We start from the raw sequence: 19,654 nt of genomic DNA, 5'->3' as shown, positions 1-19,654 counted from the left end.
TGACCGGGGTGTTTCCGCTCGACTCGTCCGCTTAAAGGCGCGGAAAAACGGACAGGCACGGTACGGTTGACTCGTGGCCGCAATCGTATGGCTGGTCGCGGGAATTCTGCTCGCCGCAGCCGAGATGCTCACCGGTGACTTCACGCTGCTCATGTTGGGCGGGGCGGCGTTGATCACCGCGGGGGTTGCCGGGATCGCGCAGACGTCGGTGGTGATCGACGCCGTGGTGTTCGCCATCTCCGCCATCGGGCTGCTGTTCGTCGTCCGCCCGATGTTGTTGCGCCGCTTCGCGACTCCACCGCCCACGCCGACGAATGTCGATGCGTTGCCGGGAAAGACGGCGAAGGTGCTGGAGCCGGTGAACGAGAACAGCGGTCAGGTGAAGATCGGTGGCGAGGTGTGGAGTGCACGCCCGTTCGACCCGGCCGATGAATATGCCGAGGGTGAGACCGTCTACGTCATGAAGATCGACGGCGCGCACGCCGTCGTCTGGAAGGGGCCGTAATGGCTGTACTGATCGTCGCGATCGTCATCGTGGTGCTGGTCGCGGTGGTGGTCTTCAAGTCGATCGCGCTGGTACCGCAGGCCGAGGCCGCGGTGATCGAGCGGCTGGGCAGATATTCACGGACCGTATCGGGCCAGCTGACATTCCTGGTCCCGTTCGCCGACCGGATCCGCGCCAAGGTCGACCTGCGCGAACGGGTCGTCTCGTTCCCGCCGCAGCCGGTGATCACCCAGGACAACCTCACCGTGCAGATCGACTCGGTGGTGTATTTCCAGGTCACCAGCCCGCAGGCCGCGGTCTACGAGATCAGCAACTACATCGCCGCGGTGGAGCAGCTGACCATCACCACCCTGCGCAACGTGGTCGGCGGTATGACCCTCGAGGAGACGCTGACCTCGCGTGACCAGATCAACTCGCAGCTGCGCGGCGTCCTCGACGAGGCGACCGGCCGCTGGGGCCTGCGGGTGGCGCGAGTGGAATTGAAGGCCATCGATCCGCCGCCGTCGATCCAGGAATCGATGGAGAAGCAGATGAAGGCCGACCGTGAGAAGCGCGCGATAATCCTCACCGCGGAAGGTAATCGCGAGGCCCAGATCAAAACGGCCGAGGGCGCCAAGCAGTCGCAGATCCTCGCGGCCGAAGGTTCCAAGCAGTCGGCCATCCTGTCCGCCGAAGGTGAGCGGCAGAGCCGGATCCTGCGCGCCCAGGGTGAACGTGCGGCCGCCTACCTGCAGGCGCAGGGCCAGGCGAAGGCGATCGAAAAGGTCTTCGCCGCCATCAAATCCGGCAAACCGACCCCGGAACTGCTCGCCTACCAGTACATGCAGACACTGCCGCTGGTGGCGAAGGGCGATGCCAACAAGGTCTGGATGGTGCCCAGCGACTTCGGCAAGGCACTGGAAGGGTTCGCCCGCAACTTCGGCACCCAGGGCGAGGACGGCATCTTCCGCTACGAGCCCAGTGACGACGGCGCCGCGAACGCACCCGACGACGACGCCGACGAAGTCGCCGACTGGTTCGACATCAAAACCGACCCGGCCGCCGAGCGAGCGGTGCGTGCCGCCGAGGCCGCGGCGGCCACACCGGTCGATTCGCCGCTGGTCGCGCCCAATCAGCCCCGGCATCTGCCGCCGCAGAGCGCGCCCATTCCGCCGTCGCCGCCGGCGCAGCAGCAGCAACCGGCGCCGCGCCCCGGCGATGCCGGCGGGCGCCCGTGGCAGCCGCCGGAATATCCGGGACGTTGACGGGGTAACCGTATTTCAGCGATGATCCGAATGCCGGTCCGCATATCATGCGGACCGGCATTCGAATTTCGGTGCACGGCACGCGGACTCGGGGGTGGGGATGGCGACACGGCGGGCGGTGCTGCGTGCCGCGGCGTTGGCGCCGATGCTGACCGCGTGCGCGCCCGGAGTGCTGTTCGGCCACCCCGCCTCGGTGCGTATCGCGGTGCCCTGGAGCGGATCCGAGCTGGCCGCGTTCCGCCGGGTACTGGAGGACGCGGGGCTGGGTGCCACGGTCGCGGTGCTGCCGCTCGGCGACGACATCGATACGGCCCTGCAGGCGCGCGGCCGCTCCGCACCCGATCTGGTGATGTTGCCCGAGGTCGGCCGGATCGGAGAGCTGGCGGGCGGGGTGCTGCGGGCGCTGCCGCCCACGTTGTGGCACGACGCGGCGGGCCCGCGCTATCCGGAACAGTGGCGCTCGCTGCTGTGGAAAGACGGTGCGCTCTACGGCATTCCGTTCAAGGCTGCCGACAAATCGCTGGTGTGGTACGACCGCTACGCCTTCGGCGGCGACCGCCCGCGCGACGACCCGCGTGATTGGACCGTCTCCCAGTGGCCGCAACGCATCGCCGCGGCGACCACCCGCCGTCCTCTGGCACTGGGCGGTGCCGACGGCTGGGTGCTGGCCGACCTGTTCGGCAACATCCTCTACGGCGAATCCGCCTGGGACTACCAGGATTTGGCCTCCGCCGGCGAACCGGACCGTCCGCGGGAATGGGATCGCGACGCGGTGCGGGCGACCCTGTACCGACTGGGCACGCTGTGGGCGCCGCGCGACACCTTCCCGGGCGGTATCGCCGCGACCCTGACCCGGCAATTTCCGGAATCGGTGCGTGAGGTGTTCGAACGGCGGACCGCGGCGATGGTGGTGGCGCCCGATTTCGCGGAACCCATCGTGCGCAGCTGCCTGCGCCGGGCGAACCGGCCCGCCGATGCCGTGGGCGTGATGCCCTTTCCGGCGGTGGCGCCCGGCGGTCCGCGCCCGGCCATCGGCGGCGGCGACGTGATCGTCGCGACCGCGGCCGGCGCCCACGATGCGGTACCGGTACTCGGCGCCCTGACCGCACCGGCCGCCGTCTCGGCCTGGATCGGCGACTACGGCGGCTTCCTGGCGCCCAGCCCGCGCACGGTCCCGGACCACCCGCCGATGCTGGAACCGGTTGCGGGCGAGCTGCATTCGTGGACCGCCTTCGATTTCGCCGACCTCATCGGCGCCGCCGGACGCCGCGACGGCCTGTGGCGGATACTGACCGATTTGCTCATCACCGTCGGCGACGGCCACGCCGAACGACTGGACGCGGCGGTCGACCACGCCGTGCGCGCACTCGACGAGTCCGAACGGAGAGCGCGATGACGGCCGGGCACATCCACGCTCACGGGCTGGATCTGGAGCCGGCGCTCACGCGGATCGCCGGTCCGGTGATCCCGGGCCGCCACCCCCGGCGGTGGTCGATGTGGCCGGCGCAGCTGCCCGCACTGCTGCTGATCCTGCTGCTGCTGGTGGGACCGGCCGCCACCACGGTCTGGACCGCGGTCCGCGCCCAGTGGGAGATGGTCGGCTGGTGTGCGCTGCTGGTGGTCCTGGTCGCGGTGAGCACGATGCTGTGGCGCGGGGACGACGCGGTGCGCGCGGTGGTGGCGGCGGCCGTGCGGGGCCGCTGGAGTTTGCTGCGAAACCGATTGTGGCCGATGGTTTTCCGCCGCCAAGCACCCGACGGCGCGAGTGTCGTCGCGCGGGTACGCCGGCGGTCTCTGTGGTGGCCCGTCCTGGTGATCGCGCTCGCGGTCACGATCCGCGGAATCGGCGTCGAGCTCGGGCCCGGTGGGCGCGGCGCCTACGCCCGGACCCTGGTCTGGGTCCTGTGCGCGGTGGCAGTTCTGGTCCTCGCCCTGGAACTGGCCTGGCATGGCCGGCGCGGCTGGTGGCCCTGGCAGCCGCTGATCCTGCCCTTCGGCGTGTCCGCGTTCGTCGCCGGACTGGCCCTGCGCCTGCTGGCCGAGAACCCCGACTACCGGATGCCGGTCCCGGGTGTGACCGGGCAGCGCATCTGGTTGATGACCACGCTGATCGTGGCCTTCGTCTGGTGCTGGCTGGGGGCGCTGTTCGCGCTGTTCCGCGCCGCGATCGCCGCCATCGAAGCCGATCCCGTGCGGCGTGGCTATCTCGAGGATGCGCGCGGCGTCGCGCGAACCCGGGCCCGGCTGTTCGAACTGATGCGGCCGGTGCTGCTGATTCTGGGCCTCGTCGTCGCCGTCGCGGCGGCCCGGATTTTCGACATCATCCTGGTCGCGGTGCCGGGATCGCTGCAGTATTCGCTGGACTCGGCGACCGTGCACTGGTGGCGGCTGGTCTCGGACCCCGATGCCGATCCCGGTGTGGCCGCGGCCTATTCGCTGCCGCTGGCGGTGCTGATCGGTTCGGCGGCGTGGATTCTGCAGACCGACGTGCGACGCCACCGCGTCGGCTGGATGCGCCGCCCGGCCGTCGATCCGGTCCGTACCAGGCGCACTGCGCGCGGCGTCCTGCGAGTCGTGGCGGTCTCGCTCCTCTCGCTGGGTCCGCTGCTGGCGTTGGCGGTGTTCGGCTGGGTGGGTGCCGACGGGCCCGCCTTCGCCGGAGCCGGTTCGGTCTGGCAGCACCGAGAGTTGTTGCACGCCATGGCCAATACCGGCTGGGTCGCGGTGTGGGCGACGGTCCTGGTCATCGGTGCGGCCTTCCCGGTCGCCCATCAGCTCGCCGCGCTGCCCGCCGATGCGCTGCGTTCGCGGATCGCGGTGGTGGTACTGGTGGTGTTCACCGTCCTGCCCGCGCAGCTCTACGTCGGGCCGATCCGGCGTGTCATCGAGCGGATGGGGTTGACCGGGACGTCGTTCTCCTCGCTGATCGTGGTGCATGCCGCGATCGGCCTGCCCATCGCGATCCTGATTCTGCGCGGCGCGCTGCTCGCGCCCTCGGACGGCCCGGCCGCCGACGCCCTGCACGGTCTGGCGAAACCGTGGGCGGTCCTGGGCCGCGTGGTGTCCACCGCCTGGCCCGCCGTCGGCGCGGTCGCGGTGCTCGAACTGATTCAGGTGTGGAACGACTTCTTCATCGGACTCATGGTCAGCGGCGCCGACGTCAGTCCGTGGTCGCTGCTGCTGTGGGGCGACGCCCGGCAGTTCCAGGAGAACGCCGCCCATCTCGCGGCCGGTGCTCTGCTGTCGACCATCCCGCCGGTGCTGCTGTTGCTGATGACCTGGCGTCGCTTCCTGGTTCCGGGATTGACGGGCGGGATCGTGCGATGAGTGGCGGCCACTCGCACCGACCCGAGCACGACATCGCGTCGCAGCTCATCGCCACCCCGAAATCCTCGATCTGGCAAGGCTTCCTGGGTGCGGCCTGGGTGATGTCGTCGTCGCTGCTGCTCGAGGTGGTGGCGAAACTGCTGGAGGGTTCGGTCGGGCAGAGCCGGGTGCTGAACTCGCTGGCGGGGGTGTTGCGGTGGGTGGCGGTCGCGGTGGTGGCGGCCGCCGCGCTGTATGTGCTGTGGCGCAAGACGATGGATATGCGCGAGGGTGCGCGCATCCGCCGGGAACTGGATCTCACCGCGGACCTGGTCCAGCCGCCACCGGTGGTCGAGCGGACCGTCGCGGCGCTGCCGGCCTCCGCACCGGCCGGGGCGCGGCCGCTGGATGAGGCCGATACGGCCGTCGCCGACGTCCTGCGGGCATTGCCCTTCACCGACTACGAGGCCGCTGCGCTCTACGACACGGTCACCGCGATGCTCGACAGTGCGACGGTCCTGCCGGGGGAGCACGCGGTCCTGCGGCGTTCCACGGGCGAGGTTCTGATCCGGCTCGCCGCCCACGGCGTGATCGTCCACTACGGACACGACCGATTCGCCGTGGACAAGTCCACGAACTCGCCGGACCTCGCCGTGATCCGCCGCACACCGCAGTGGCGCGCCGCGTGGCCGGCGCTGATCCGGCACTACTCCGATCGGGCGACGCGCTGGGCGGTGGCCCTGGATTCGGACCGGCTCGGTGCCGGCGCCCATCGGTGGTTCACGGGATCGGCGGACCGACTGGCCGAGCTGGTGCGCGAATGCGACAAATGCGACCACGGCATCGAGCTCGACATCCCCGCCCTGGCCCGCATCGCCGACGCACTCGACCTCTGGTACGCCCGGATCGGGAAGCCTTCCGACGGTCCCGCGGCGCGGGCGATGGTGGCGCTGAGCGAAGCGGCGCATCCGCAGATTCACGAACTGGCCTCGATCCGCTGCGGGCTGCAGCCCGACACCGCGACACGCCGACGATGGCCGCGTCCTCTCCGGCGGCGCAGCCGCCCGCGCCGGAGCACGGGCCTGCACGCTCGCCGCGCGCACGCCGAGGCGATGCGGGACTTCGATCGCTTACCGGGCGGGGAGTACCCGCTGCCCGAGATCGTGGCCGGATTCGAGCGCGCCTGGTGGCTGCTGCCACGGCGCGATATCGCCGCGGAGGTCTGTGCCCTGAACGACCTCGCCATCGCACATCTGTACGAAGGACGCCTGGACGCCGCGCGTGACCGGCTCGAGCTGGCCGAAACCCTGACCCGCGGCGGTCGCCATCCGTCCGGGCGGGCACACACCTTCGAAACGTTGGGCCTGCTGTGGTGGATGCGCGGCGAGCCCCGGCGCGCGATGCGCTGGTGGCTGCTGGCGCTGACCCGCTATCGCGATCTCGGTCACGAACTGGGAATCTGCCGGTGTCTGCAGCATCTGGGCAGCGCCGTCGCGGTGACACCCGAATACGGTGGTCTGCTGCTCGCGGGGCCGCTGAGCACCGGAGAGGTCCTGCGTCAGGCCTCCGGCTGGCTGGCCTATGCCGCGCGATGCCGTCCGGGCGGCACCGGCCGCGCGCCCACCCTCGCCGCCCGCTACCGTCGGCGTGTCGCGCACGCGCTGGAGAACGCGCAGGTCGCGCCGCTGGAGACGGTGGACCGGTGGCCCGTCACCGTGTCCGAGCGTTAGCGCTCCGACCGGCCCGGATAGGCGTCCGCCCGCGATTCGAGGCCGCGAAACCGCCGATTTCGGGCATCGTCATGCGACTGGGGTCACTATATCTCAGTGATCTCGACCACATAACGTTTATATAACTACAGTAATGTAATGCGCGTTTATCGCACTATGCGCTGCGTAAACGTGAATATCCTCCATGTCGGGTTGAGACAGTTCGGTTGTTATCGCAACGTGATGTTTCGAGATTTCTCCGTTACCGTCGTTTGCAGCTCGGAATTCCGGGCTGACGCTCGAATCGCTGAACACCGGCAACCCTGTCCCGCGGTTCGAGTTCGACCCCGACATACCTGGGGGCAGGGACCCGTAATCGTCACCATCGGGCCGGCTGGGCGCAGGCAGGGGAAACCACATGTCTCGTAACCGTAAGTTCAGCACTCGCGCACTCGGCTTCGCCGCCGTCGCCGGCGCCATCGTCGCCGTCCCCTTCGGCCTGACCGCTACCGCGTCTGCCGACGGCGGCCACGACTGGGATGCGGTGGCGCAGTGCGAGGCCAGCGGCAACTGGGGCGCCGACACCGGAAACGGTTTCTACGGCGGCCTGCAGTTCACCCAGAGCACCTGGAACGCCAACGGCGGCAGTGGCAACCCGGCCAACGCCAGCCGCGCCGAGCAGATCCGCGTCGCGGAGAATGTGCTCGCCAGCCAGGGCCCCGGCGCCTGGCCGGTGTGCGGCGCCAACCTGTAAGGTTCGCCGCCTGCGGTTCGTCCGCATACACAAGCGTGCAGACAGGCCCCTCCCGGATCTACCCGGAAGGGGCCTGTCGCGTTGTATCCGCCAGTCAGGCGCTGATCGCGGCTCCCGTCGCGAAACGGCTCTCCACCGGCGCGAGGCCGTAGTGCCCGCGCAAGGTATCGGCGGTGTACTCGGTGCGGAACAGGCCGCGTTCCTGCAGGATGGGCACTACCCGGTCGACGAAATCGGTGAGTCCGCCCGGCAGATACGGCGGCATGATGTTGAATCCGTCCGCCGCGCCGGCCTCGAACCAGGTCTGCAGTTCGTCGGCGATCTGCTCCGGCGTCCCGGCGAAGCTGCGATGTCCGCGCCCGCCGCCGAGTTTGCCGATCAGCTGCCGCACGGTCAGCCTCTCCTGCGTGGCCAACTCCTTCACCAGCGTGAACCGGGACTTGTTCCCTTCGATCTCGCTCTCCACCGGCAGCGGCGGCAGCGGTGCGTCGAGGGGATGGCCGGTCAGATCGATGCCCAGCTGCGTGGACAGCTGCCGCAACGCGTAGTCGGGGGAGATCAGATCGGTGAACTCCTGCTCCAGCGCGAGCGCCTCGGCGGGCGTATCGGCGATGTAGGGCACGAGACCGGGGAGCACTTTCAGCTCGTCGGCGCCACGGCCGTACTTCGGCAGCCGTGATTTCAGATCGCGGTAGAAATGTTGCCCGTCCTCGAGACTGCGCTGCGCGGTGAACACCGCCTCGGCGTAGCGGGCGGCGAATTCCTTTCCGCTCTCGGAAGATCCGGCCTGCACGAGCAGTGGCCGGCCCTGCGGACCGCGCGGGGAGTTCAACGGACCGCGCACCCGGAACCGGTCGCTGTCGTAGTCGATGGTGTGGACCTTGTCCGGGTCGGCGAACACTCCGGCCTCGGGGTCGAGCACGATGGCCGAGGATTCCCAGCTGTCCCACAACCGCAATGCGACATCGACGAATTCGGTGGCGCGCTCATATCGGCGGGCATGGTCGGGAATGGCGTCGTAGCCGAAATTATAGGCCTCGTCGACGGTGCCGGAAGTGACGATGTTCCATCCGGCCCGCCCGCCGCTGATGTGGTCGAGCGAGGCGAATTTACGGGCCAGATTGAACGGTTCGTGATAGGTCGTCGAGGCCGTCGCGATCAGACCGATATGTTCGGTGGCGGCGGCGATGGCCGACAGCAGTGTCACCGGTTCGAACACCGCGAGCGTATTGCGCTGAATGCGCGGGCCCACCGCCAAGCCGTCGGCGAAGAAGACGGAATCCAGTTTACCGCGCTCGGCGATGCGGCCCAATTCCTGGAAATGCTTCACGTCCAGCACGCGCCGTTCCTCGGTGCGCGGATGGCGCCAGGCGGCTTCGTGATGACCGACGCCCATCAGAAAGGCGTTGAGATGAAAGGTTTTCGGTGATGGCGACATCGAGCGTCGTCGTCCCTTCGGTATAGTGCTTCAACGATCGGATTGCGGGCGCCAGCGCGTGAGGCGGCGTTCGATCGCGACGAGTACGGCGTTGTAGACCAGGCCGACGATCGCGATGGCGACGATCCCGACATACATGTCGGGAATCTGGAAATTCTGCTGGGCGGCGGTGATGAGATAGCCGAGTCCCGCTCGCGCACCGGACATCTCGGTGGCGATGAGGACCAGGATGGAGGCCGAGGCCGCCATCCGGATGCCGGTGAAAACGGTCGGCACGGCGGCGGGAAGGATCACCTTTTGGAACAGGCGCAGCGGTGAGAAGCCCAGTGACACAGCCGATTTGATCAGCAACGGATCCACCGACCGGACACCGCTGATGGTGTTCAGCAAGATCGGGAAGAAGCCCGCGTAGACGACGATCGCGACCTTGGAGGTCTCGCCGATCCCGAGGATCAGGATGAATACCGGCAGCAGCGCCAGCGCGGCGGTATTGCGGAACAGTTCGAGCAGCGGGTTCACGAAGTCGGCCACCGGCTTGTACCACGCGATCGCGACGCCGGCGGGAACCGCGCATGCCACCGCGATCGCGAACCCGACCAGGGACCGGCCCAGGCTGGCGGAGGTGTTGTCCCAGAGCTGGCCGTTGCGGATCAGCTCGTCTCCGCGCTGTACCACGGTGGAGAAGGGCGGCAGGAAGATCTGATCGACCAGGCCGACGCGGGGCGCGAGCTCCCAGAAGGCCAGGAACAGGGCGATGACCAGGACGGGCTTGAACAGACGCCAGCTCCAGCGACCGGCCAGGGCGGCCAGCTGCCGCCCCGTGCCGGAGGCGGAGCGGACCGGAGCCTCGGCCGCACTCGAGGCCGGGGAGTAGGACTTCTTCGACACCAGCACGGGTTCGGCGGTGGCGGGCAGTGTGGTGGACATGGTGTTACCTCCTGTCGGTGGCCGCGAGGTCGGCCTGGTCGAGACCCTGTGCGCGGGCCACCTCGTCGTGCAGCAGCGACCAGATCCGGTGCCGGACTTCGCTGAAGTGTTCGCTGGAGCGGATGTCGGCCTCCGGGGCGGTTTCGCGGTCGAGATCGATATCGACCACCGCCTTGACCCGTCCCGGCCGTGAGGTGAGCACGGCCACCCGCTGACCCAGATACACGGCTTCGTTGATGTCGTGGGTGATGAACAGGATGGTCTTGCCGGTGGTGCGCCAGATGCGCAGCAGTTCGTCCTGCAGCGATTCACGGGTCTGGGCGTCGAGCGCGGCGAACGGCTCGTCCATCAGCAGCACCTCGGGATCGAAGGCGAGGCTGCGCGCGATGGCCACGCGCTGTTTCATGCCGCCGGACAACTCGTGCGGGTACCGGTCGCCGAAGCCGGTGAGGCCGACCAGCTCCAGATATTCGTCGGCGATCCGGCGTCGCTCACGCCGGCGGATGCGTTTGGCCTCCAGCCCGAATTCGATATTGCCGCGCGCGGTGCGCCACGGCAGCAGCGCGTACTGCTGGAAGACGATGCCCCGATCGAGACCGGGGCCGGTGACCGGCCGCCCGTCGAGCAGGATCTGTCCGTGGGTCGGCCGGGTCAGCCCGCCCAGCAGATCCAGCAGCGTCGACTTACCCGAACCGCTGGGGCCGACCAGGACGAGGAATTCACCATCGCGCACGTCCACGGTGATGTTCTCCAGCGCGGTGAAGGGTGTTCCGGCGCCTCGCGCGGGAAATTCCTTGCACACCCCGTCGAGCGCGAGTTTGATTGCCGTGTCGCTCATTTGGCGGCCACCACCTCTCCGGCCGGCCCGCTGTCGGCCGGGTACTTGCCGTTGGCGTAGGGGTTGAACTTGTTCGTGTACAGATCCTTGGCCGCGAATTTCCCGGCGGGCAGTTCACCGTTGCGGACCAGCCAGTCGATCCAGATCTGCAGCTCTCGCTCCTGAATCACGGCGCCGGGCACCGGGATGCCGGACGATTTGTAGGAGTCGAGCAGTGTGGTGTTCTCGTTGCGGCCGCGCTTATGGATGATGTCGGCCAGTCGCGCCACCGCCTGATCACGCGGCGTGATCTGCAGCCAGCGCGTCGCGCGGGCGGTGCCCTGGACGAAGTCGGCCACCGCGTCCCGATGGCCGGCGATGTAGTCGTTGCGGAAGACGTATGTGCCGTAGTCGAATTCGCCGAACAGGCCCTTGTCGGTGTAGAGCGCGTGGATGCCGCCGTGAGCCAGCGCGATGTCCTGCAGCGGGCCGCCCAGTGCCGCCGCGTCGATCTGGCCCTTGCGCAGCGCGTCCTCGGTATTGACCGGCGGCAGCACCACGAGTTGCACCTGTCTGATCTCGTCGTCGGTGAGCCCTTGGTCGTGCAGCCATTGCCGGGTGATGAATTCGTGGTGGGCGCCGAGGGTGTTGACGCCGGCCTTCTTCCCGATCAGGTCCTTGGCGGTCTTGATGCCCGAATCGTCACGGACGTAGTAGCCGGTGAAACTCTGCCGGTCGGCGCCGTAGGAGCTGAGCACCGAGGTCACCGGTGCGCCGCCGGCGATGAGCTTGACGACCGCGCCGTTGAACGCGCTGCCGAATTCGATCTGCTTGGTGGTGGCGGCTTGGATATTGGCCGGACCGCTGGTGGTGTCGCCCTCCCACTTCAGCTCGATGGTGGAGAAGTAGCCGAGGTCGGCGGCCAGTTCGTAGGGCGTGACCGTGCCGGCCTGACCCTGGTAGCGAAGGATGGTCCTACCGTCGGCGGTGGTTCCGGCGCCGGAACTCGAGCAGCCGGCGGCGAGCGCGGCCAGCACGGGCAGGGCGAGGGCGGCGGCGAACGCGCGCACGACCCGGGGTCGTCTGAACGACAACATGATCGGTTCTTTCACTGAATGCGTCTGCGGTCACGCGCACATCCGGGTGCGGTGACCGGTAGATCGGCGAAACGAATTGCCTGGCAACGGCTTTCGGCGACGACGATGGCGCCCGGGTTCAGGCGCGACAGATCCCGTGCGGGACGCGCATGAGATCGACCGTGCGCCGTCGCGTCAGCACGCCGCGTACCCGTCGGCCGGGTCCCGCGGTCGGCGCCGCGCTCTCCCGATCGACAACGCCTGCGCCCGAACGCGATTCATCGGTGGCGGCCATCCATCCTCCTGCCGGGACCGAAAGTGATATAGGCACTGTGGTCCGGCAAGGGACGTGGGGCAATGATTGTGCGCAGCGCGAGCCGATCATCCCGTTTCGCCCGCCCGCCGCGAATTCCGGCGGGCGTGACGATCAGTCGTCCAGTTCGCGGGACAAACCCGCGGTGATCGCGGCGAGAACCCGCCCCGCGATCGCGAGGTCGGCCGCCGGAACCGCACCGTAGACGCGGCCGAGGACGGCGCTCGTGCGGGAGCGGAGGTCCGCGACGAGGCGGTCGCCCGCCTCGGTGACCACGAGTTCACCGCCCGGCGCCGCGAGCATCAGACCGCGGTCGGTGAGCCGCGTCGCGGCGGTCGCGACGACGGTGGGTGCCCAGGTCGTCTTCGCGGCGAGAGTGGCGATATGCCGCTCCCGATCGACGGTGCCGCCGGCGGCCGCGGCCTGGCTGAGCGTGATCCACTGCGCCTCGTCGATGCCGGTACCGGCGAGGACGCGGTGCAGAAGCGCGTTGTGGTGCTTTTCGGCCTGGCCGATGATCGACGGATCGAGCGTGATGGCGGGGGACATGACGAACTCCTGACTGCCGGACTGTGGCCCCAATTCTGACACTCAGTTCCATACGGGCGCAAGTGTCGTTCGCGTTCCAGTTTCTTACGTGCCTCGGGCTCGGTTCGGATAGCATCTCGGCATGCCCGATCCCGCATCCGACCGCACACTCCCGCTGCGAGAGCGCAAACGACTGCGTACTCGTCGCGTACTGGCCGACACCGCGCTGCGGCTGTTCACCGAGCGCGGATTCGACGCGACGACACTCGACGAACTCGTCGACGAGGCCGAGGTATCTCGCAGCACCTTCTTTCGCACCTATCCGGCCAAAGAAGCGGTCGCGATCGAGGCGGAGGCGCAATTGTGGTCCGCGTATCTCGCGGCGCTGGCGGATCGACCGCTGACCGGAGTCGTGCTGGACGCGATACGGGAGACGCTGACCGCGGCCGTCGCCGATCTGGAGCCGGAGTGGGATCACCGGTATGTCGCCACTCGCCGGCTCATCCGCACCACCCCGGCACTGCTCGCCTACGTCGAGTACCACCGCCATGGGGTGGAGGCGGACGCGGTCACGATCCTCGCCGATCGCCTGGGACTGCCCGCGGACGATTTGCGACTGCAGGTCCTGGCCGAACTGGTGACCTCGGCGTGGAGTGTGGCCGGACGGGAATGGGTCCGGGCCGACGGCCGGGGCGGCCGCGCTGCGCTGACGGAGAGAGTGCGGGAGGCCTTCGCGGCGGTGCCGGCGAGTTTGGAGCTGCGGACCCGCTGAGGCCGCGCGGCCTCAGCGCGGTGCCGGTTCCTCGGCGGCCTCGGTGGCCAGTGCCGCGAATTGCTCTGCGCCCCACCGCGCGTCGACTACCAGGCCGATCACGCCGATGGTGATGCAGACGCCCGACAGCACCAGCAGACCCGGGTTCGTCCGGCCGGTCAACGCGTCTCCGAGGACGACGACGCCGATGGTGCCGGGGATGATGCCCACGAACGTGGCCAGCAGGTACGGCATCATCCGCACCGAGGACAATCCGGCGCAGTAGTTGATCACCGAGAACGGCACCGGTGCGATCAGCCGCAGGGAGCCGACGGCGAGCCAGCCGCGCCGGGCCAGTCGCCGATCCACCGCCTGTACCGCGGGATGGGTCAACCGCGCGGCGACCTGCTCCCGATCCAGGGCTCGCACGAGCAGCAGCGCCAGCACCGCGCTGACCGTCGTCGCGGCGACCGCCAGGGTGATGCCGAGAATCGGCCCGAACAACAGGCCGGCGCTGAGCGTGAAGACGGTGCGTGGAAACGGCGCCACCGTCACGAGCGCGTGGACGAGGAAGAAGAGCAGCGGAAACATCGGGCCGACCGAATCGGCCCACTCCCGGATCTGCTGTGGGGCCGGATGCGGTGCCAGTACGGCGACCGTGACCAGCGCGGCCGCGAGGATCGCCAGCATCACGACCCGTCGATTGCGCAGTAGTCGCAAGGCCACATTCGTCGTCCTCGGCACCGCGACAGGTTACCGGTCGGTATGGCCAGGCTGTGCGAAGAGTATGCGAACACCGGGCTAGCATCGAATGAAGGTTGATGAATGATCGTTAACCGAATTGGTCGTCGACCTGCCGATATCGCACGCCCGTCGCACTGTGAATAGGTCACACAGGCGGTTGCGAAGGCGCTGCGAAGAGTTGGGTCCCAGCGTAGGTATCCGGTACGAGTGAAGTATCGGAGTCGAGTGGAAGAGGTACAGCAGCGATGCCGATTGGTTCAGATCCGGGTGCGGACACCGTGCCCGGATACGCCGCATGGCGCAAGGGTGTGGCCGGAGTGCTGGCCAAGTCCCGCAAGGTCGAGGCATCCGAACTCGGTGACGAGCCGGAGCGCCTGCTCGAGGTCACCAATTACGACGGAGTGACCGTCGCGCCGCTGTACACCCGTCGCGACGAACTGCCCGAACAGCCTCTGCCCGGACGATTCCCGTTCGTGCGCGGCAACGAGGCCACCCGCGACGTGCATCGGGGCTGGCATGTCAGCGCCCGCTTCGCCGGAACGGATCCTGCCGCCGTCAACGAGGAGATCCTCGCCGCTCTGGAGAACGGCGTCAGCTCCGTGTGGCTCGGGGTCGGTGAGAACGGCGTCCCGGTGGCCGGGCTGGCGGACACGCTGCGCGGACTGCTGTTCGAACTGGCTCCCCTGAGCCTGCGGGCGGGCGCGGACACCCCCGCCGCCGTCGCGCAGGTGCTGACCCTGCTGGACGGCTACGAGGTGGACGACCGCTCCGATATCCACGTCTTCCTCGGCGCGGCGCCGCTGACCAGCCGCTTCGCCGGGGTGGCCGACACCGACCTCGACGCCGCGGTCGAGCTGGCGCGCACCGCCGCCGGCCGCACCGAGACCGTCCGTGCGATCACGGTGTCAGGCGCCGTCTTCCACAACGCCGGCGCGTCCGACGCCCAGGAGATCGGCGCGGCCGTCGCCGCGGGCCTCGACTACCTGCGCGCGCTGACCGACGCCGGCCTCGATGTCGCCGATGCGCTGGACCAGGTGAGTTTCCAGCTGGCGGCGACCGACGATCAGTTCGAGACGATCGCGAAATTCCGCGCCGCCCGCCGGCTGTGGGCCCGGGTGGCGCACGAGTGCGGCGCGCCGGACTTCGGCAACGCGCCGCAGCACGCCGTCACCTCGGAAGCGATGCTGAGCCAGCGTGATCCGTGGGTCAACATGCTGCGCACCACCCTGGCCGCTTTCGGCGCCGGCGTGGGCGGCGCGGATCTGGTCACCGTGCTGCCCTTCGACGCGGCCCTGCCGGCCGGGGAACTCGGTGTGTCGCAAGCATTCTCGGAACGCATGGCACGCAACACGCAGCTGCTGCTGCTCGAGGAGTCGCATCTCGGACATGTGCAGGACCCCGGCGCGGGTTCCTGGCACGTGGAAAGCCTCACCGCGGAGGTGGCCGGTGCGGCGTGGACGTTCATGCAGGATCTCGAGCGCGCCGGCGGATACCGCGCCGCGCTGGAGTCCGGCCTGCTGGCCGAGCGCATCGCCGACACCCGGACCCGCCGCGAATCCGATATCGCCCACCGCCGCACCGCCGTCACCGGCGTCAACGAATTCCCGAACCTCGCCGAGGAACCGCTGTCGGAGGCTGCGCGCGACACGAACGGGGTGGCCCGCTACGGCGCGGCGTTCGAGGCGCTGCGCAACCGTTCGGACGCCTACCTGGCCGCCCACGGCCGCCGGCCCCGGGCGCTGCTGGTCCCGCTGGGCCCGGTCGCCGAGCACAACGTGCGCGTGACCTTCACCGCGAACGTACTGGCCTCCGGGGGCATCGAAACGGTGAACCCGGGAGCGCTGGAGACGTCCGGGATCGGCTCTGCCGCAACCGAATCCGGAGCGACGATGGCGGTGCTGTGCGGCAGTGACGCCCGCTACGGCACCGAGGCCGCGCCCGCCGTGCAGCAGCTGCGCGACGCCGGCGTGACGACGGTCCTGCTGGCCGGGCCCGAGAAAGCGGTGGCCGAGGTGAGCGGCACGCAGCGGCCGGACGGATTCCTCACGGCCCGCATGGACGCGGTGGCGACCCTGTCCGGCCTGCTGGAGAAGCTGGGAGCGTAATGACTACTCGAGATGTGAACCACGTGATCGGCAGCTTCGCCGAGGTACCGCTGGGCGAACCGGCGGTCGGGCGGACCGGTGGCGGCGACGTCGAGGCGTTCGTCGCCGAATCGGCGGCCGCCAACTGCTACGCGCCCGAACAACTGGTCTGGGCCACCCCCGAAGGTATCGACGTCGCGCCGGTGTACACCAAGGCCGACCGCGATGCCGTTGTGGCCGAAGGCTATCCGCTCGACAGCGTGCCCGGTGTGGCGCCGTTCGTGCGCGGCCCGTACCCGACCATGTACGTGAATCAGCCGTGGACCATCCGCCAGTACGCGGGTTTCTCCACCGCCGCCGATTCCAACGCCTTCTACCGGCGCAACCTGGCCGCGGGCCAGAAGGGTCTGTCGGTCGCCTTCGACCTGGCCACCCACCGCGGCTACGACTCCGATCACCCGCGCGTCACCGGTGACGTCGGTATGGCCGGCGTCGCCATCGACTCGATCCTGGATATGCGGGAACTGTTCGACCAGATTCCGCTGGATCAGGTGTCGGTGTCGATGACCATGAACGGCGCGGTGCTGCCGATCCTGGCGCTCTACGTCGTCGCCGCCGAGGAACAGGGCGTCAAGCCCGAACAGCTGGCCGGAACCATTCAGAACGACATTCTGAAGGAGTTCATGGTCCGCAACACCTACATCTATCCGCCCAAGCCCTCGATGCGGATCATCTCCGACATCTTCGCCTACACCTCCGCGAAGATGCCGAAGTTCAACTCGATCTCCATCTCCGGCTACCACATCCAGGAAGCCGGAGCCACCGCCGACCTGGAGCTGGCCTACACCCTGGCCGACGGTGTCGAATACATTCGCGCCGGCCTGGACGCGGGCATGGAGATCGATCAGTTCGCGCCGCGGCTCTCGTTCTTCTGGGCCATCGGTATGAATTTCTTCATGGAGGTCGCCAAGCTGCGCGCGGGCCGCCTGCTGTGGAGCGAGCTGGTGTCGAAGTTCGAGCCCAAGAGCCAGAAGTCGCTCTCGCTGCGCACCCACTCGCAGACCTCGGGCTGGTCGCTGACCGCGCAGGACGTGTTCAACAACGTCGCGCGCACGTGTGTCGAGGCGATGGCCGCGACACAGGGCCACACGCAGTCGCTGCACACCAACGCCCTCGACGAGGCGCTGGCGCTGCCCACCGACTTCTCCGCGCGCATCGCCCGCAACACCCAGCTGCTGCTGCAGCAGGAGTCGGGGACCACGCGGCCGATCGACCCGTGGGGCGGCTCCTACTACGTCGAGTGGCTGACCCACCAGCTCGCCGAGCGGGCCCGGGCCCACATCGCCGAGGTCGAGGCCCACGGCGGTATGGCGCAGGCGATTTCGGAGGGCATCCCGAAGCTGCGCATCGAGGAGGCCGCGGCCCGCACCCAGGCCCGCATCGACACCGGCGCGCAGCCGGTGATCGGCGTCAACAAGTACCAGGTGACCGAGGACCAGGAGATCGAGGTCCTCAAGGTCGAGAACTCGCGCGTGCGGGCGGAGCAGAACGAGAAGCTGCGCCGCCTGCGCGCCGAACGCGACAGCGCCGAGGTCGAGCGGGCGCTGGCCGAATTGACCAGGGCCGCAGCGTCTTCCGAGGGCGGGATGGCCAACAACCTGCTCGCGCTGGCCATCGACGCGGCCCGCGCCAAGGCCACGGTCGGCGAGATCTCCGACGCGCTGGAGAAGGTGTACGGTCGCCATCAGGCCGAGATCCGCACACTGTCGGGCGTCTACCGAGAGGAGGCCGGCAAGGTGACCAACATCAGCAGGGCCATCGAGCTGGTCGAGGAATTCGCCGAGGCCGAGGGCCGCCGCCCCCGCATCCTCGTCGCCAAGATGGGCCAGGACGGCCACGACCGCGGCCAGAAGGTGATCGCGACCGCCTTCGCCGACCTCGGCATGGACGTCGATGTGGGCCCGCTGTTCCAGACCCCGGAAGAGGTGGCCCAGCAGGCGGCCGACAACGACGTGCACATCGTCGGTGTCTCCTCGCTGGCGGCCGGTCACCTCACGCTGGTGCCCGCCCTGCGGCAGGCACTGGCCGATGTCGGGCGCCCCGACATCATGGTCATCGTCGGCGGCGTGATTCCGCCCGGTGACTTCGACGAGCTGTATGCCGCCGGCGCCGCGGCGATCTTCCCGCCGGGCACCGTGATCGCCGATGCCGCGATCGGTCTGCTGCAGAAGCTGGCGGCCGAACTCGGCCACGAGATCGGCGGACAAGCCGAGGCGGAATGAGCGACGCCGACCGGACCCCGGCGGGCGATGCGCCCGCCGGGGCAGAGGTGCCCACCAAGGCGGAGTTGCCCGGAAGCCAGGCCCTGTCCACCGCCCGCGGCCTGCCTCCGGCGCTGCGCGTGGACGGACCGCAGTCGCCGGGCGGCGGACAACGCCGGACCATCGATGTGGCGGAGCTGGCGGGTGCGATCCGCGACAATCAGCGCGCCGCGCTCGCCCGCGCGATCACGCTGGTCGAATCCACCCGTGCCGATCACCGCGAGGCGGCACAGCGGCTGCTGCTCGAGCTGACGGCCGAAGCCGGCGCCGCCGCGTCCAATCGCGTCGGTATCACCGGCGTTCCGGGCGTGGGCAAGTCGACGTTCATCGACGCGCTCGGGATGTATCTGATCGGCCAGGGGCATCGGGTCGCGGTGCTGGCGGTGGATCCGTCCTCGACTCGCACCGGCGGATCTATTCTCGGCGACAAGACCCGCATGGCGCGTTTGTCGGTGGAACGCGACGCGTTCATCCGCCCGTCGCCGACCGCGGGCACGCTGGGCGGTGTCGCCAAGGCGACCCGCGAGACCATCGTGCTGCTCGAGGCCGCCGGTTACGACGTGATCCTGGTGGAGACGGTGGGCGTCGGCCAGTCCGAGGTGACCGTCGCGAATATGGTCGACGTGTTCTGCTTCCTCACCCTGGCCCGCACCGGAGATCAGTTGCAGGGCATCAAGAAGGGTGTGCTGGAGCTGGCCGATCTGGTCGCGGTCAACAAGGCCGACGGCCGCCACGAGGTGGAGGCGCGGGCCGCCGCACGCGAACTGCAGGGTGCGATGCGACTCATCCATCCGCGCGAATCCCTCTGGCGCCCACCGGTTCTCACCATGAGCGGGCTGAACGGTACCGGTCTGGACACCTTCTGGGACACGGTCCTCGAACACCGGCGCGTTCTCACCGAGGCGGGCGAGTTCGCCGAGAAGCGCCGCCGCCAGCAGGTCGACTGGACGTGGACGATGGTGCACGACCAGCTGCTGCGCCGGCTGGCCGACAGTCCCGGCGTGAAAGCGATTCGCGCGCAGGTGGAAAAGCAGATCCGCGACGGATCGCTGACCCCGGCCCTCGCAGCCGAGGAACTGCTGCGCGCCTTCGACGAGAAGTAGCAGGGCTGTCCGGGCGACGAGAATTCGCGCCCGG

The 19,654-nt window shown here is 69.0% G+C and carries 17 protein-coding genes; 10 read left to right on the top strand and 7 right to left on the bottom strand.

Annotated features, from left to right (window positions below):
- The first annotated feature begins 73 nt into the window (after nt 1-73).
- The 6 genes from IG65_RS0109625 to IG65_RS0109600 all read left to right on the top strand — a co-directional run bounded on the left by IG65_RS0109625 (nt 74) and on the right by IG65_RS0109600 (nt 7,518).
- A complete protein-coding gene (locus IG65_RS0109625) occupies nt 74-505 on the top strand; it encodes an NfeD family protein (protein WP_030514511.1) in 432 nt (143 codons plus the stop codon).
- Entirely contained in the window at nt 505-1,749 is a 1,245-nt protein-coding gene (locus tag IG65_RS0109620) for an SPFH domain-containing protein (RefSeq protein ID WP_030514510.1), read from the top strand. The genes IG65_RS0109625 and IG65_RS0109620 overlap by 1 nt, the downstream gene beginning before the upstream one ends.
- A 100-nt stretch (nt 1,750-1,849) precedes the next feature.
- Nucleotides 1,850-3,145, top strand: a complete 1,296-nt coding sequence (locus tag IG65_RS0109615; RefSeq protein ID WP_030514509.1) for an ABC transporter substrate-binding protein — start codon at nt 1,850-1,852, stop codon at nt 3,143-3,145.
- The gene (locus IG65_RS0109610; protein WP_030514508.1) at nt 3,142-5,076 is read left to right on the top strand and encodes a hypothetical protein; all 1,935 of its coding nucleotides are present in this window, start codon (nt 3,142-3,144) and stop codon (nt 5,074-5,076) included. The genes IG65_RS0109615 and IG65_RS0109610 overlap by 4 nt, the downstream gene beginning before the upstream one ends.
- Nucleotides 5,073-6,785: a hypothetical protein gene (locus tag IG65_RS0109605; RefSeq protein ID WP_030514507.1), complete on the top strand. Its 1,713-nt coding sequence runs from the start codon at nt 5,073-5,075 to the stop codon at nt 6,783-6,785. Before IG65_RS0109610 ends, IG65_RS0109605 begins: the two co-directional genes overlap by 4 nt.
- A 397-nt stretch (nt 6,786-7,182) precedes the next feature.
- Nucleotides 7,183-7,518 (top strand): transglycosylase family protein, encoded by a 336-nt coding sequence (locus IG65_RS0109600; protein ID WP_030514506.1) that lies wholly within the window; start codon nt 7,183-7,185, stop codon nt 7,516-7,518.
- Between the two features lie 94 nt (nt 7,519-7,612).
- On the opposite strand, the gene IG65_RS0109595 is transcribed toward IG65_RS0109600, so the two are convergent.
- The 6 genes from IG65_RS0109595 to IG65_RS34545 all read right to left on the bottom strand — a co-directional run bounded on the left by IG65_RS0109595 (nt 7,613) and on the right by IG65_RS34545 (nt 12,638).
- A complete protein-coding gene (locus tag IG65_RS0109595) occupies nt 7,613-8,956 on the bottom strand; it encodes an LLM class flavin-dependent oxidoreductase (RefSeq protein WP_030514505.1) in 1,344 nt (447 codons plus the stop codon).
- 30 nt (nt 8,957-8,986) lie between these two features.
- Complete coding sequence (locus IG65_RS0109590) at nt 8,987-9,883, bottom strand: ABC transporter permease (RefSeq protein ID WP_030514504.1); 897 nt, start codon at nt 9,881-9,883, stop codon at nt 8,987-8,989.
- 4 nt (nt 9,884-9,887) lie between these two features.
- Entirely contained in the window at nt 9,888-10,721 is an 834-nt protein-coding gene (locus IG65_RS0109585) for an ABC transporter ATP-binding protein (RefSeq protein WP_030514503.1), read from the bottom strand.
- Nucleotides 10,718-11,797 carry an ABC transporter substrate-binding protein gene (locus tag IG65_RS0109580; protein WP_030514502.1) on the bottom strand — a complete coding sequence of 360 codons (1,080 nt, stop codon included), beginning with the start codon at nt 11,795-11,797 and terminating at the stop codon, nt 10,718-10,720. The genes IG65_RS0109585 and IG65_RS0109580 overlap by 4 nt, the downstream gene beginning before the upstream one ends.
- A gap of 118 nt (nt 11,798-11,915) precedes the next feature.
- On the bottom strand, nt 11,916-12,071 hold the full coding sequence (locus tag IG65_RS37675) for a hypothetical protein (protein WP_156055546.1): 156 nt from the start codon (nt 12,069-12,071) through the stop codon (nt 11,916-11,918).
- A 132-nt stretch (nt 12,072-12,203) separates the two neighbouring features.
- Nucleotides 12,204-12,638 (bottom strand): hypothetical protein, encoded by a 435-nt coding sequence (locus IG65_RS34545; protein ID WP_051755646.1) that lies wholly within the window; start codon nt 12,636-12,638, stop codon nt 12,204-12,206.
- A 121-nt stretch (nt 12,639-12,759) separates the two neighbouring features.
- Here IG65_RS34545 and IG65_RS0109565 point away from each other — a divergent pair, with 121 nt between their 5' ends.
- Nucleotides 12,760-13,389: a TetR family transcriptional regulator gene (locus tag IG65_RS0109565; RefSeq protein WP_030514500.1), complete on the top strand. Its 630-nt coding sequence runs from the start codon at nt 12,760-12,762 to the stop codon at nt 13,387-13,389.
- A gap of 12 nt (nt 13,390-13,401) precedes the next feature.
- On the opposite strand, the gene IG65_RS0109560 is transcribed toward IG65_RS0109565, so the two are convergent.
- Nucleotides 13,402-14,058: a TVP38/TMEM64 family protein gene (locus IG65_RS0109560; RefSeq protein WP_036523829.1), complete on the bottom strand. Its 657-nt coding sequence runs from the start codon at nt 14,056-14,058 to the stop codon at nt 13,402-13,404.
- Between the two features lie 299 nt (nt 14,059-14,357).
- Between IG65_RS0109560 and IG65_RS0109555 the strand changes: the two genes are divergently transcribed.
- From IG65_RS0109555 to meaB, 3 genes are read left to right on the top strand one after another with little or no spacing between them, the layout of a single operon-like run.
- The gene (locus IG65_RS0109555; protein ID WP_030514498.1) at nt 14,358-16,217 is read left to right on the top strand and encodes a methylmalonyl-CoA mutase family protein; all 1,860 of its coding nucleotides are present in this window, start codon (nt 14,358-14,360) and stop codon (nt 16,215-16,217) included.
- On the top strand, nt 16,217-18,478 hold the full coding sequence (scpA, locus tag IG65_RS0109550) for a methylmalonyl-CoA mutase (RefSeq protein WP_030514497.1): 2,262 nt from the start codon (nt 16,217-16,219) through the stop codon (nt 18,476-18,478). Before IG65_RS0109555 ends, scpA begins: the two co-directional genes overlap by 1 nt.
- The gene (gene meaB / locus IG65_RS0109545) at nt 18,475-19,620 is read left to right on the top strand and encodes a methylmalonyl Co-A mutase-associated GTPase MeaB (protein WP_081879361.1); all 1,146 of its coding nucleotides are present in this window, start codon (nt 18,475-18,477) and stop codon (nt 19,618-19,620) included. The genes scpA and meaB overlap by 4 nt, the downstream gene beginning before the upstream one ends.
- Nucleotides 19,621-19,654: the final 34 nt, after the last annotated feature.

The organism is Nocardia sp. NRRL WC-3656 (assembly GCF_000720265.1).
In the GTDB taxonomy this organism is placed as follows: Bacteria; Actinomycetota; Actinomycetes; order Mycobacteriales; family Mycobacteriaceae; genus Nocardia; species Nocardia nova.
The sequence above is the reverse complement of the archived record's forward strand: the minus strand, read 5'-3'. Positions and strand labels throughout refer to the sequence as shown.